The 13830-nt window shown below is 60.6% G+C and carries 9 protein-coding genes and 1 rRNA gene; 4 read left to right on the plus strand and 6 right to left on the minus strand.

Features of this window, described 5'->3' with window-relative positions; translation table 11 throughout:
- The first annotated feature begins 59 nt into the window (after nucleotides 1-59).
- Nucleotides 60-175 (plus strand): 5S ribosomal RNA (gene rrf / locus APH36_RS28445).
- A 66-nt stretch (nucleotides 176-241) separates the two neighbouring features.
- Here rrf and APH36_RS28450 read toward each other — a convergent pair.
- From APH36_RS28450 to APH36_RS28465, 4 genes are all read right to left on the minus strand, one after another.
- Nucleotides 242-2707, minus strand: coding sequence for a TonB-dependent siderophore receptor (locus APH36_RS28450; protein ID WP_060501561.1), 2466 nt, complete (start codon nucleotides 2705-2707; stop codon nucleotides 242-244).
- A gap of 114 nt (nucleotides 2708-2821) precedes the next feature.
- A complete protein-coding gene (locus APH36_RS28455; protein ID WP_060501549.1) occupies nucleotides 2822-3778 on the minus strand; it encodes a FecR domain-containing protein in 957 nt (318 codons plus the stop codon).
- A 4-nt stretch (nucleotides 3779-3782) separates the two neighbouring features.
- Nucleotides 3783-4286 (minus strand): sigma-70 family RNA polymerase sigma factor, encoded by a 504-nt coding sequence (locus APH36_RS28460; RefSeq protein ID WP_060501552.1) that lies wholly within the window; start codon nucleotides 4284-4286, stop codon nucleotides 3783-3785.
- Between the two features lie 111 nt (nucleotides 4287-4397).
- Nucleotides 4398-5087, minus strand: coding sequence for a GntR family transcriptional regulator (locus tag APH36_RS28465; protein ID WP_060501554.1), 690 nt, complete (start codon nucleotides 5085-5087; stop codon nucleotides 4398-4400).
- A gap of 205 nt (nucleotides 5088-5292) precedes the next feature.
- Here APH36_RS28465 and lapG point away from each other — a divergent pair, with 205 nt between their 5' ends.
- Both lapG and lapD read left to right on the plus strand, forming a co-directional pair.
- A complete protein-coding gene (gene lapG / locus APH36_RS28470; protein ID WP_177337141.1) occupies nucleotides 5293-6054 on the plus strand; it encodes a cysteine protease LapG in 762 nt (253 codons plus the stop codon).
- 10 nt (nucleotides 6055-6064) lie between these two features.
- Complete coding sequence (gene lapD, locus APH36_RS28475; RefSeq protein WP_060501556.1) at nucleotides 6065-8011, plus strand: cyclic di-GMP receptor LapD; 1947 nt, start codon at nucleotides 6065-6067, stop codon at nucleotides 8009-8011.
- A gap of 149 nt (nucleotides 8012-8160) precedes the next feature.
- Here lapD and APH36_RS28480 read toward each other — a convergent pair whose 3' ends face one another.
- Both APH36_RS28480 and APH36_RS28485 read right to left on the minus strand, forming a co-directional pair.
- Nucleotides 8161-9519 (minus strand): HlyD family type I secretion periplasmic adaptor subunit, encoded by a 1359-nt coding sequence (locus APH36_RS28480; protein WP_156868235.1) that lies wholly within the window; start codon nucleotides 9517-9519, stop codon nucleotides 8161-8163.
- Nucleotides 9520-9526: 7 nt separating this feature from the next.
- Entirely contained in the window at nucleotides 9527-11680 is a 2154-nt protein-coding gene (locus tag APH36_RS28485) for a type I secretion system permease/ATPase (RefSeq protein ID WP_060501560.1), read from the minus strand.
- Nucleotides 11681-12643: 963 nt separating this feature from the next.
- On the opposite strand from APH36_RS28485, the gene APH36_RS28490 reads away from it, so the two are divergent.
- A partial coding sequence (locus tag APH36_RS28490; RefSeq protein WP_082426470.1) for a retention module-containing protein occupies nucleotides 12644-13830 on the plus strand: 1187 nt, incomplete at its 3' end.

The raw sequence follows: 13830 nt of genomic DNA on the forward strand, positions 1-13830 counted from the left end.
AAGTAGGAACTACAGAGATTCGCAGGCACGTCCGATTGACGGGCCAGCACACAGAATTTCTTGACGACCATAGAGCATTGGAACCACCTGATCCCATCCCGAACTCAGCAGTGAAACGATGCATCGCCGATGGTAGTGTGGGGTTTCCCCATGTGAGAGTAGGTCATCGTCAAGATTCAAACCCAAAGCCCCTGTCTGCGCTGCAGACAGGGGCTTTGTCTTTTCCGGGTACCAATAACCGTTAGAACTGATAGCTGACCGTGGCGCTGACGTTGCGCTCTTCACCCATGTAGCAGTAGTTCAGGCTGGCACAGGAAGTGATGTAGCTTTCGTTGGTAAGGTTGTTGGCGTTAAGGCGCACATCCACGCCCTTGAGCCCCACCTTGCCCAAGTCGTAGCCGATCGAGGCGTCGAACAAGGTGTAGGAAGGCACCTTCATGCTGTTTTCCGCATCCACCCAGCTGTACCCCACATACCGCACGCCACCGCCTAACCGCAGGCCATCCAGGGCCCCCTGGTGGATGTTGTAGTCGGCCCACAGCGAGAACATCTGCTTCGGCGCCTGGGTTGGCGAATTGCCTTTGTTGTCCAGGTTGCCCGACACCAGGCTCGGCATCGCCTTGGCGTACTCGATGTCGGTAAAGGTATAGCCACTCAACAGCTTCAAGCTGTCGGTCAGTTGCACATGCGCCTCCAGCTCCAGCCCCTGGGAACGTACTTTACCTACAGGGCGATAGAAGTCTTCGTCAGGCTGCTTGGACGCCAGGTTCTCTTGCTCGATACGGAATACCGATGCGGTAAACAAGTTGTCGCTGCCTGGTGGCTGGTACTTGATGCCAGCCTCCCATTGCGTGCCCTCCGTCGGTGCCAGCGGACGGCCTTCCTGGTCGGACACGGTGTTGGGGTTGAACGACTCCGAGTAGCTGACATAGGGTGCAATGCCGTTCTCGAACAGGTAGAGCACCCCGGCCCGGGTAGTCATTTTGGAGCGCTGATCGCTGACCTTGGTATCGCTGTCGCGATTCTCTTCAGACACCTTCACCCAGTCCTGGCGCAGCCCCAAAGAAAAGCGCCACTGGTCCAGCTCTACCAAGTCCTGCAGGTACACGCCAGTTTGCTGCAAACGCCGCAGGTAGCGGTTCTCACCCAGTACCTGAAGGTTGCCATCGCCATACTGCGGGTTCCCGGCATCCAACGGGTCGACGGTGCCATAACGCCAAGTGACGTCAGCCTTGCGCCGCTGGTAGTCGGTGCCCAGTAGCAGGGTGTGTTTGGCAGCACCCGTGAAGAATTCCGCCTGCAGCATGTTGTCGATGATGTACGAATGCAGGCGCTCGTCGCCGCCGGTGTAGGCACGGTTGAGAATGTTGCTGTCGGCGTCCGCCCAACCGGCCGAATACACCTGGTCCATGGATACGTCGGAATCCTGGTAGCGGAAGTTCTGCCGTGCGGTGAACACATCGTTGAAACGGTGCTCGAACTGGTAGCTGAAGGACTGCTGTGTGCGCTCGTAGTTGTCGATGCCCGGCTCACCCTCGAAGAAGTGGTCTGACAGGCGCAAGCCGTTGCGCTTGTGCAGCATGCCGTCTGCAGGGTTGCCGCCGTGGTAACCACCGTTAGGGTCGTGCTGCAGATACGCTTGCAGCGTGAGCGACATGTCTTCGGTGAAGTCGATGCTGATCGCCGGTGCAATGGCGTAGCGTTCTTCCTTGCTGTGGTCGAACTGTGTGTCGGAAGCATCCGCCAGGCCTGTCAGTCGATAAGCGATACGCTTGTCATCGTCCACAGGGCCGCTGAAATCAAAACCCGTCCCCCGCTGGCCCTGGGTACCAACCGTGGCCTGAACCTGATGGTAGGGAGTAAACAGTGGCTTCTTGGTGGTCAGGGCTACCAGGCCACCCGGTGAGCTTCGCCCGTACAGTACCGAAGATGGCCCCTTGAGAATGTCGATGCGCTCAAGGAAGTACGGGTCCACCTGCATGGTGCTGTAGGTGCCGTTGTCGCCCATGGACTTGAGCCCATCGACATAGATGTTATCCACAGAGCCGTCGTTGAAGCCGCGCATGGCCACGTAGTCGTAACGGTGGGTCGCACCGTAAGGGTTAGTCAGTACCCCTGGCGTGTAACGCATGGCCTGGGCAACGGTCTGCGAGCCTTGATCATCCATCTGTTGGCGGGTAACCACCGACACCGATTGGGAGGTCTCGACCAACGGCATGCTGGTCTTGGTCGCCACCTGGCTGTGGGTGGCGTTGTAGCCCTCCATGCTGCCCAGTGCATTGCCAAGGGTGAAACTACGGATATCAGTGTCGGGCAATGACAGTGCGGCGTCCTGGCGCTGTGCCTGCAGCACATAGCTACGTCCGTCCTGGCTGACGGCCTCCAGGCCGCTGCCATTGAGCAGTTGGCGCAGCGCCTGATCGTTAGCGTATTGCCCCTGTAGGCCGTTGGACTGCAGGCCATCGGTAAGCTCAGGCGTACCCGACAGGGTAATGCCGGCCTGGCGAGCGAACTGATTGAGTACCTCAGCAAGCTGGCCGGCCGGGATTGCGTAGTGATGACTCACCTGGGCCGTTTCAGCTGCTACGGAAAGCTGCGAAGCGGTTGCCAGGCCCAAGGCGGTCCCAAACAGGGCAGCCCGGATGGATTGGCGTAAGCGTACAGATTGCAGGGCAGGTCGAAGATCATTTGGTTGGAACGTGTGCATTAACACCGGGTTGATAGACATGAAGGGTCCGTTGAAGGGTTGAGGACAGAAGGGGTCGCTTACTGTCCTAGCCGGACCGGGATTCAAAACCCGCCAGAAATCGATAAGGCCTTATCAGGCCAGGCGCTCTACACGTACCCACCAGCGTGTACGTTGACGAAGCTTTACGGGCAGCGTCTGCGGCAGCAACTGCAGCAGTTGCTCCGGGTCTTCGAGACGGAACACCCCCGACAGGCGTAGATCAGCAACCTCCTCGCTGCAGCCCAGATAACCATGACGATAACGGCTGACCTGCGCGAGGAAGTCGGCCAAGCGCATGTCCTGGGTCACGATCAGCCCTTCGGCCCATGCCATCGCATCCATGTCCATGTGTGCGAGCCGGTGCGCGCCTTGAGCATCCAGGCGCCAGTTCTGGCCGCTTTCGATCCACAGCAGTTGGCCATTGCCAGGTCGATGAATCGCGACTTTGCCGTGGCTGACGCTGACGCGCGTACAGTCGCTGTCCTGGTAGGCCACAAAGCGCCCTTCGAAGCCTTCTAGCAGCGCGTCACGTGTTTGTACCCGCAAGGAATGCCGAGAGCCGCAGGTGATCATCAGCTCCCCGTGCTTCAGGTAGACCAGACGCTGTTGGTCACTGAGGGCCAGGTCCACTGCACTGTGGGTATTGAGTTGCATCAGTGAGCCATCGGGCAGCGTGAAAGCGCGTCGCTCGCCCGTGCCGGTGGCATAGTCCGAGGCCCATGCACTGACGGCATCGATGTCTTTGGCCAGCCATGTTGCCGACCCCGCCATAACAACGCCGCCAAGCAGCTTCAGCGCCTGCCGCCTGTGCAGGCGTTGCTGGCTGGTTTCCAGGGTTTGCAACGCCAGCCCGGCACCGGGTATGGCACGCAAGTCGAGGTCTTGATACAGGTGTGCAAGCCGTTGCCAGGCTTGCTCGTGTTCGAGCCGAGCATTGCGCCATTGTGCGCATTCTGATTGTAGAGCCGGGTCATGCCCGCTTTCACGAAGCCGTAGCATCCACTGGATGGCCTGCTTGACCACTTTTGCATCAGGGCGTGCGGCGGCCATCGCTTCAGCACTCGGCTTCGTAGCGCAGCACGTAGCAGTGGTAGAGCGCGTCGGCTATGTAGCGTTCTACCGTGCGGACGGAGATTCCCATCTGTTCGGCGATGGCCTGGTGCTTCAGCCCCTCGCATTGGGCCAGCAGGAAGGCGCGTCGTACCTTGGGTTTGAGGCCGTCGAGCATGCGTGCAATGCGCTCAAGCAACTCCAGCAGCAGCTCGCGGGTTTCTGCAGAGGGGGCCTGCGCTTCCGGTACATGGGCCAGCGCCTCCAGGTAGGCCCTGTGCAGCTCCTCGCGGCGCCAGTGATCGATTACCAGCCCGCGCGCTACTGTGCGCAAGAAGGCCCTGGGAGCATTCAGCTGCAACTGCTCACGGCGCTGCAGCAGGCGTACGAAGGTGTCCTGGGCCAGGTCTGCGGCATCGGCGGCGTTGCCGAGCTTGCCGCGCAACCAGGTGTGCAACCAGCCATGGTGGTCACTATAGAGCGTTTGCACGCAGTCGTTGCTGGGCATGGAGGAGGGCGCCGGCATCAATGGACATGAATGATAATTAGTCTCATTGTTGGCGGGGCAGGATCAATTTGCAACCCATCAGCTCGCGTCGCCCCTGAAGCCGGCGACGGATCAGCGCCCCAACTGCGTATCCAGGTAATTACGGATTACCCGCGCGCCATTATTGAGGTGCTGTTCCAGCACTGTTACCGCCTCATCCACCAGCTTGTCACTGGCCGCATCCACCAGTGCGTTGTGATCATCCTGGGTGAGCTTGCCCAAGCCCATGGACGAAAGATGAAAACGCAGGAAGCGTTCCTCTTCGTTCAGTTCGTTCTCGATCAGGCGCAGCAGTTTTTTATTTGGCGCCTTGTTGTACAGCGACATGTGGAACAGGCGGTTCAGGCGGCCGATTTCGGCATGGCGGGTTTCGTTTTCCAGCAGTTGGATATACCCACGCGCGCTGGCGATGTCGCTGGCATCCAGCAGCGGGATGGACTGGCGCAGTGCCTCGCTCTCAAGCAGTACACGAAGGGCATAGGTGTCCACCGCATCTTCGCCGATCAACGGCGCAACCACTGCACCTTTGTGCATTTCCACTTTCAGCAGCGATTGTGCTTCCAGCTGGCGCAGGGCCTCGCGCACGGGCATGCGGCTGACGCCGAACAAGGTGGCGAGTTCTTGCTGGCGCACGGCAGTACCTGGCGGCAAGCGCCCATCGAGAATGGCGCTACGCAGGCGTTCTTCGATCACGCCACGGGCCTGGTGCGGCAACAGCTGCTCGCTGGCCAGCACATTGCTCAATTTGATTTTCTCGGCCACGCGACGTCTGCCTCAACGATGACTAAAGTTGGATCCAATGACACTAGTTACAGCCCATGGGAATTGTCAAACCTGCACCTGTAATGGAACGGGCGCCCCAAAAGCGCGGCTATGGTGGATGAAGTCGCCTGCCAAAGGAAGCGACCTATAGAAGGTTATAAACAGAAAGTGTAGGCGGGCTGACAAGCGGGTGCATGATTGCAGCGTGCCATTGTCTTTTGTTGTGGCAGGGCCCACCATCGCTGCTTTCGACTGGTCTGAACAGGGCTTCGCAGTGGCGATATCCTGGGTGCTCAAAACCGTTGTGCGATGTGTCGGCTTTGCCGCGCTGCTGGGCAGTCTGCTGCTGGGCGGCTTGCACGCGGATTGGGATTTTTCCCAGATCAGCCGCAAGTCGCAGGCCCTGTATGGCCCCTTGGGGGCCGGGAAGGGGCGCATCGATGCCTGGCAGAACCTGATGGCTACCCAGAAGCAGGGTAGCGAGCTTGAGCGGTTGCAAGTGGTCAACCGCTTCTTCAACCAGCAATTGCGCTATGTCGAAGACATCGACCTCTGGCATGAGGTCGATTACTGGGCCACACCGGTGCAGGCCTTGATCAAGGGCGCCGGGGACTGCGAAGACTACGCCATCGCCAAATATTTCAGCCTGCGGCGCATGGGCATCCCCAGCGAAAAACTGCGCATCACCTACGTAAAGGCGTTGCGGCAGAACCGGGCACATATGGTGCTGACCTATTATTCAAGCCCACAGGCCCAGCCTTTGGTGCTCGATAGCCTGATGGACGCCATCAAGCCGGCCAGCCAGCGTACCGACCTGTTGCCGGTATACGCGTTCAATGGCGAGGGCTTGTGGCTGACGGGGGCTGCGGGCAACAAGAAGGTCGGCGATACCAAGCGGCTGTCACGCTGGCAGGATTTGCTGAAAAAAATGCAGGCCGAAGGGTTCCCGGCCGAGCCTGTTTACTGAAGGAGCACAGATGTCACTGTTCAAACAATTGCTGTTGGCCATTTGCCTGTTCCTGGTGGTCGCCTTCAGTGGCAGTTTCATGGTCAGCCTGGAAAGCTCGCGCAGCCAGTACGTCAACCAGCTGCGCTCGCATGCCCAGGATGCTGCGACCGCACTGGCGCTGTCACTGACGCCTAATATCGACGACCCGGCGATGGTCGAGCTGATGGTCAGTTCGATCTTCGACAGTGGTTACTACTCCAGCATCAAGGTCGTCGACCTGGGTTCCAATGCCGTGCTGGTGGAGCGCCACGCCGAGCCGGACCCTGGCGGTGTACCGCGCTGGTTCGTGCACCTGATCGGCCTGGAGGCTGCCGGCGGGGACGCCATCGTCAGCCGTGGCTGGCAGCAGGCCGCGCGCGTTGAAGTGATCAGCCACCCGATGTTCGCCATTGCCAAGCTCTGGCAAAGCGCCCTGGGCAGCCTGGGCTGGTTGCTGCTGTGCGGTGCCGCCAGTGCCGTGCTCGGCGCCTTGCTGCTGCGCCGCCAGTTGCGGCCGCTGGACTACATGGTCGAGCAATCCCACGCCATTGCCCGTCGCGAATTCCTAAGCCTGCCCGAGTTGCCGCGTACGCCGGAGTTGCGCCGCGTGGTGCAGGCAATGAACCAGATGGTCGAGAAGCTCAAGGCCTTGTTCACCGAGCAGGCCGAGCGCAGCGAGCGGCTGCGTGCCGAGTCGTACCAGGACAGTTTGACCGGCTTGTCCAACCGCCGCTATTTCGAGATGCAACTGAACACCCGGGTGAGCAACCTGGAAGAAGCGCGCGCGGGTTACCTGCTGTTGCTGCGCGTTCAAGGCCTGGCGGGTTTGAACGCCCGACTGGGTGGCCAGCGCACCGACCAGTTGCTGCAAGCTGTGGGTGAGCAGTTGCGCCGTACCTGTGCCAGTTTCCCGGAAACCAACGACCTGATTTCCCGCAGCCGTGGCGGCGAGTTTGCTGTGCTGGCGCCGGGCATGGTGCATGAGGAAGCGGTACACCTTGCCCAGGCGCTGGAAGCGACGCTGCAGAGCCTGCACGAGACCGGCGCCAGTGATATCGACCCGGTTGCCTGCATCGGCCTTGCGCCTTTCAGCCCCGGTGATGCACCACAGGCGTTGCTCAAGCTTGCCGACGAAGCCCTGGCCCGTGCCGAAAACCAGCCGACGCCAGGCTGGGTGTGCCTTGAACAAGGCGTGGCTGCCGTTGCGGCGGACAGCCAGCACGACTGGCATGAGCGGCTTGACCAAGCCTTTATCAATGGGCATTTCGAACTGTTTTTCCAGCCCGTGGTGGACGCCGGCACGGCACAACGGGTTCTGCACCACAAAGTGATTTCGCGCTTGAAGGATGGCCAGGGCGAGGCGTTGCCCGCGGGCCGCTTCCTGCCCTGGCTGGAACGCTTTGGCTGGATGCCACGGCTGGATGTGCTGGTGCTGGAGAAAGTACTGGCGCACTTGCGTGGGCATGACCAGGTGCTGGCGCTGAACCTGTCGGCCGCCACGCTGGCCGACCCCACGGCCCTGCAGCGCGTCTTCGAGCTGCTGGGCCAGAACACGGCCATGGGGCCTCGGCTGGTGTTTGAAATTGGTGAGGAGCAGTTGCCTGAGCAGGCGGCTCTGGAGCACCTGACCCGGCGCCTGCACGCGCTTGGCTTTGGTCTGGCGCTGCAGCGTTTCGGCGGCCGCTTCAGCATGATCGGCAACCTGGCGCACCTGGGCCTGGCGTATCTGAAAATTGATGGCAGCTATATCCGCAACATCGACCAAGAGCAGCACAAACGCCTGTTCATCGAAGCGATCCAGCGCGCGGCACATAGCATCGATCTGCCGTTGATTGCCGAGCGGGTCGAGACGGAAGGGGAGCGGCTGGTGTTGAAGGAGATGGGGGTAGGCGGGATTCAGGGGCAGCTGGTTGGCGAACCTGCGCCCTGGCGCTGAATTATTGTGTGTTGGCTGTCCTGGCCTCATCGCCGGCAAGCCAGCTCCCACAAGTACTGCGGCGACCTCAAGGCGAGTGCAGGACCTGTGGGAGCTGGCTTGCCGGCGATACGGCTAGAAGGGCCACTATCAAGCAGTGGCCAGGATCATCACCGCTCGCGCAGCGCTTCCGAACGCGCCTTCATGATCGGCTTGAGCAGGTAGCTCATGATGGTTTTCTTGCCGGTCATGATATCCACCGTGGCCACCATCCCCGGAATGATCAGCAGTGGTTTCTCGTCAGTCCCCAGGTGGCTGCGATCGGTACGCAGCTTGATCAGGTAATACGTGGTCTTCTTGTCTTCATCGGTGATGGTGTCCGCACCGATCTGTTCCAGCTTGGCCTTGAGCCCACCGTAGATGGTGTAGTCATAGGCGGTGAACTTCACCGTCGCTTCCTGGCCTGGGTGCAGGAAGGCGATGTCCTTGGGCAGGATTTTCGCTTCGATGACCAGCGTGTCGTCCAGTGGCACGATCTCGATGATATCGCTGCCTGGCTGGATGACCCCGCCAATGGTGTTCACCAGCAGCTGCTTGACGATACCGCGCACCGGTGAAGTAACCATGGTGCGGTGTACCCGGTCGTCCAGTGCCTTACTGGTGGCGGTCGCCTTGTTCAGCTCGGTGCGTGCCTCGTTCAGCTGGGTCAATGCTTCGCTGCGGAACTTGCCACGGGTCTCTTCGATCTTGCTCTGCACCTCGCGGATGGCGGCCTCGGCACGCGGGATGGCCAGTGCGGTGGAGTCAAGCTGGCCGCGGTTTTCAACTTCGGCACGGCGTAGGCGCAGCACTTCTACCTGGGAAATCGCACCGGTGGCCACCAGCGGTTCGGACATGCCGATTTCCTTGCGCAGCAGCTCAAGGCTGTTGGCGTACTGGGCGCGCTTGGAGCTGTATTCACGCAGTTCCTGCTGGCGCTGGACCAGCTGCTGCTGCAGGCCGCCAATTTCGTCCTGCAGTTGCTGGCGCCGGCTCTGGTACAGCGACTCTTCACTGGCTGCCTGGCTGGGTGCGGCTTTGCGCAGTGCTTCGTCGATCTTGAGCGGGCTGTCCTGAACTTCCGCACTCAGCCGTTCGACCCGCAGGGCCATGGCCAGTCGATCTGCCTCGGTTTCACCGACGTTGGAGGCGAAACGGGTTTCGTCCAGGCGCAGCAGCGGCTGGCCCACTTCTACGATCTGCCCTTCCTTGGCGAAAATCTCGGCGACGATGCCGCCTTCCAGGTTCTGGATCTTCTGCACCTTGGAAGACGGGATAGCCTTGCCTTCGCCCCGCGTGACCTCATCGATGGGCGCAACGCTGGCCCATACGATCATGAACACGAAGAACAGGATCACCCCCCAGATGGTCAGCCGTACCACCCTTGGCGCATCCTCGATCAGGGCTTTGTTCACCTCTGGCAGCGGCTGGCCGCCCAGTGAGTCGGAGCCCTTGAAATAGCGCCGCAGGCCATCCTTGAATTGCCCCATATCCAGCTTATGCAACACTGATCTGCCCCTTCTTCAGCGCATCCATGACCGCGGCTTTCGGGCCGTCGGCGACTATCTGTCCGCGATCGATCACGATCAGTCGGTCTACCAGCGACAGCAGCGAGGCACGGTGCGTGACCAACAGCACCGTCTTGCCCTCCACCACGGCTTGCAGGCGCTGTTTGAGGCGTTCTTCGCCCGTGTTGTCCATGGCGCTGGTCGGCTCGTCCAGCAGCAGCTGCGGGTTGAGCAGCAGCGCACGCCCCAGGGCAACGTTCTGCCGCTGGCCGCCGGACAGGTTCTGCCCACGCTCCCCCACTTGCAGCTCGTAGCCGTCCGGGTGCAGGCGGGCGAATTCATGCACGCCTGCCAGCTCGGCAGCTTGCAGGATCAGTTCGTCCTCGATGTAGCGGGCACCGCTGACCAGGTTGTCGCGCAGTGTGCCAGCCAGCAGCTGAATGTCCTGCGGTACATAGCCGATGTTGTGGCGCAGTTCGCTGACGTCGATCTGGCGAATGTCCACACCATCGACCAGCAGCGAGCCGCCATTAGCCTCGTACAGGCCAACGATGAGCTTGGCCAGCGAGCTCTTGCCCGAGCCGCTGCGGCCAATGATGCCGACCTTCTCGCCGGGGCGGATGGTCAGGTTGATGTTCTTCAGGGCCAGGTTCTGCTGGTTGGGGTAGGTGAAATCGACCCCGCGGAACTCGACGCTACCCTGCAGCACCTTGCGGCTCAGTGGGCGCTCTTCGAAGTTGCGCTCTTGCGGCAGATCCATCATGTGGTCGGTGGAAACCATGGTCACCTTGGCCTGCTGGTAGCGGGCGAGCAGGCCGTTCAGCTGGCCCAGTGGGCCGAGCGCGCGGCCGCTGAGCATGTAGCAGGCCACCAGGCCACCCATGCTCAGGTTGCCATCGATGATCAGGTACACGCCGACGCAGATCATCGCCACGCCCGCCAGTTGCTGGATCAGCAGGGTGATGTTCATCGCCAGGCTAGACAGCACCTTCACCCTCAGCTCCAGGCGGCTGAGTGTACCGAGGGTCTGCTCCCACATGTACTGGCGTTCGCTTTCGGCGTTGTTGACCTTCACCGCGTCCAGGCCGGCCAGGGTCTCGATCAGGCTGGACTGGCGCTCCGAGGCCAGGGCCATCGTCCGCTCCATGGTCGCCATCAGCGGCCGTTGCAGGGCATAGCCGATGCCCAGGGCCAGCGGGAAGGCGATGATCGGGATCCACACAAGATGCCCGCCAATGATGGCGATGACGATCAGGATCAGGATGGTGAAAGGCAGGTCGATCAGGCTGGTAAGCGTCAGCGAGGCGAGGAAGTCGCGCAGCCCCTGGAATTCGTGAATGTTCTGGGCAAAGCTACCCACCCGTGCCGGCCGGTACTTCATCGACATGCCGACGATGCGTTCGAACAGCGTCGCCGAAATGATCAGGTCGGTCTTCTTGCCGGCAAGGTCCAGGCACAGGCCGCGCAGGCCTTTGAGGATCAGGTCGAAGATGTAGGCACCGGCGATGCCGACGGCCAGCACCCAAAGTGTCGACGTAGCCTGGTTAGGTACCACGCGGTCATACACGTTCATCACGAACAACGGCGCGGCCAGGGCAATCAGGTTGATCACCAGGCTGGCGGCGATGGCATCGATATATAGCCACTTGCTGCGCAGCAGCGTGTCGCGGAACCACGACTTAGCCCGTGGGATCAGGTTGCCGTGGTTGACGTCGAACTTGTGTTGCGGCTGGGCAAAGAACACCCGACCGCTGTAGTCGCTGTGCAGGGCTTCGCGGCTGACATGCACCTCACCACCGTCGCTCTCGCTGAGCAGCAGGCGTGCGGTATCTTCATTTTCCCAGCCCAGCAGGACGGCGCTGCGGCCTTCCTTGAGCAGCAACATGGCCGGCATGGCGATGCTCGGGATCTGCTCCAGCTTGCGTTGCAGCAGGCGCCCTTGCAGGCCCGCCCGGGCGGCCGCGCGGGGCAGCAGCTCGGGGCTCAGGCGCTGGGCGGGCAGCGGCAGGCCTGTGGTCAGCATGACCCGGCTGGCGGGTTTCTGGTGCAGGACACACAGGCTCAGCAGACTATCCAGCAAGGGATCGTCATGCTGACTGCGTGGATCGTGGCTGAGTTGGACTCGACTGACTTCAGATTCCACGCGGCGCTCTCTTCATCCTTGTGGTGGGTGGGGTGGGTGTGCCGCCGTTCAGGTCTGTCGGCTCACCCTGACGTTCAATGGTGCTGCGAGGCAGCTGGCCAATGGTCGCCTTGAATCGATACTGAGTAAACAATTCTACGTCGTTATTGCTACTGCATAGACGCTGCCATGCGGTGACTGTTTCATTTCTGATCCTGTTCGGGATCCGGTTCATGTGCAGCATAGCCTGCCATCAATACAACGCTGTGTGGGTGAATGATCGGCTCGCGGGCTTGTCAGTAAACAGGCGCTGATTTGTTGACGTTTTAAAGTGGGCAGATCATTAAAATTCATCGCACGAAGTGCGTTTGCACGCTGAACCGTGGTTCTGTAATCACCGATGGTTTGCCATCATTCCCATGCCAGTATTCGCGTGCGGGTTCGCTATCTGTTTGATCTGCGGTAAAGCGTTGTTGGTGGCCTCGGTCGGTAGCAGGCTTTGGTTGGCGAGGGCATGAGTGCAGCCCTGATTCTACCTGGGTTTCAACCCCTTTTCCGGCCGCCTTCAGGCAAGGTTTGTGCTTGTAAACGCGCACGGGCCTGTGGCAACGGGAGTGACCAGAATGTTGACGCCAACGACCTTGACGGTAGCCGATGGGCGGTGCTTCTAAAGTGGGTAATGACAACTGCCCGTATGTGGAAAAGGCTGCTGAACTTAACAGCCAGCGCATTTTCGATGATGTACGACATTTGTCCTCGGCAAACGGTTGGCTAAGGTACAAATATCAATGTGACATTACATTGCCGATTGTTTAGGATGGCCTGTATAAGGTCAATACTTTGGCAGTACTGCGGTTTCAAAAAGTTATAGACGGAATATTGACGCAATAAAGCGTCAAGAGAACATCGACATAAGTTCCGCCTGAAGTGGCTTGCAGTGCCGCTCTGGCAGGGAAGTACCCATCGGGTCACACGGAGAGTCCAATGAGCAGCGTTGTAGCCATCGTCAAAAGCATTGTCGGCCAGGTTATTGCGGTATCCCCAGAGGGCATTCGTCGTGTGCTCATCGAGGGGGACCGCCTGTTGGCAGGTGAGGAAGTGCTCACTGGTCCGGGCGGTGCAGTGACTCTGGAACTGGCCGATGGCCGTCTGCTTGACCTGGGCCGTGACAGCCAGTGGAGCGCCGATACGCCTGACAGCAGCGCCGACCTGAGCCAGGCGACCGCACAGGCCGCGCCGTCGGTGGAAGAGCTGCAGCAGGCGATCGCTGCGGGTGTCGACCCGACTACCGAGCTTGAAGCTACCGCAGCCGGTCCATCGACCGCAGGCGGTGGTGGCGCGCTGGGTGGTGGTCACAGCTTCGTGATGCTCGAAGAAACGGCGGGCCGGGTTGACCCCACCGTTGGATTCCCCACTGAAGGGCTGGGCTTTGCAGCCACGCTGGACAGTGAAGAAGTCGGCCTGCTGGGTGACACCAACAACAACCTGGTGACCACGCCGACGACGGACACCAACGTTGCAACCGACCTGCTCCTTGGCGCCACTCCCTCCATCAGTGAAGCGGGTGGCGTAATCGTCTATACCGCTACAGTTGGCCAGGCACCGACCAGCAACCTGATCATCACCCTGTCCAACGGTGCCGTTATCGTCATCCCGGCCGGGCAGACCAGCGGTAGCGTCAATGTCGTGGTCCCGGCGAATGACACACCTTATATCGACGGTGGCCAGATCTCGGCAACTGTAACGGGTACCACCGGCGGCAACGGCCTGACGGTGACAGTGCCGCAAACACCGGCAGTTACCCAGGTTACCGATACCATCGACACCACCACTGCGACGCTGACGGCGAATCCGTCGGTGACAGAAGGTGGCGTGATTACCTACACCGTGACCCTGAGCAACCCTGCCCAGACGCCGGTGACTGTGACCTTGTCCAATGGGCAGGTAATCACCATCGAGGCTGGCAAGACTCAGGGTAGCGTCGACTTCCAGACCCCGGCGAATGACGTCTACAACAACGGTTCTACCGTCAGCACAACGATCACCGGCGCTAACGGCGGCAACTTCGAGCAGCTGACGCCGAACCCTGCACCGGCTGAGACGGTAATCAGTGACTCGGTCGATACCACGACCGCCACTCTGACTGCTTCGCCAAGCGTCACCGAAGGCGG

It is taken from the genome of Pseudomonas sp. NBRC 111133 (genome assembly GCF_001320605.1).
Taxonomy (GTDB): Bacteria; Pseudomonadota; Gammaproteobacteria; order Pseudomonadales; family Pseudomonadaceae; genus Aquipseudomonas; species Aquipseudomonas monteilii.

Excerpts from the sequence above, each read along its gene's own strand:
- APH36_RS28455 (WP_060501549.1), bottom strand. The coding sequence starts at position 3,778 with ATGGCCGCCGCACGCCCTGATGCAAAAGTGGTCAAGCAGGCCATCCAG.
- APH36_RS28460 (WP_060501552.1), bottom strand. The coding sequence starts at position 4,286 with ATGCCCAGCAACGACTGCGTGCAAACGCTCTATAGTGACCACCATGGC.
- lapD (WP_060501556.1), top strand. The coding sequence starts at position 6,065 with ATGTCACTGTTCAAACAATTGCTGTTGGCCATTTGCCTGTTCCTGGTG.
- APH36_RS28450 (WP_060501561.1), bottom strand. The coding sequence starts at position 2,707 with ATGCACACGTTCCAACCAAATGATCTTCGACCTGCCCTGCAATCTGTA.
- APH36_RS28480 (WP_156868235.1), bottom strand. The coding sequence starts at position 9,519 with ATGGGGCAATTCAAGGATGGCCTGCGGCGCTATTTCAAGGGCTCCGAC.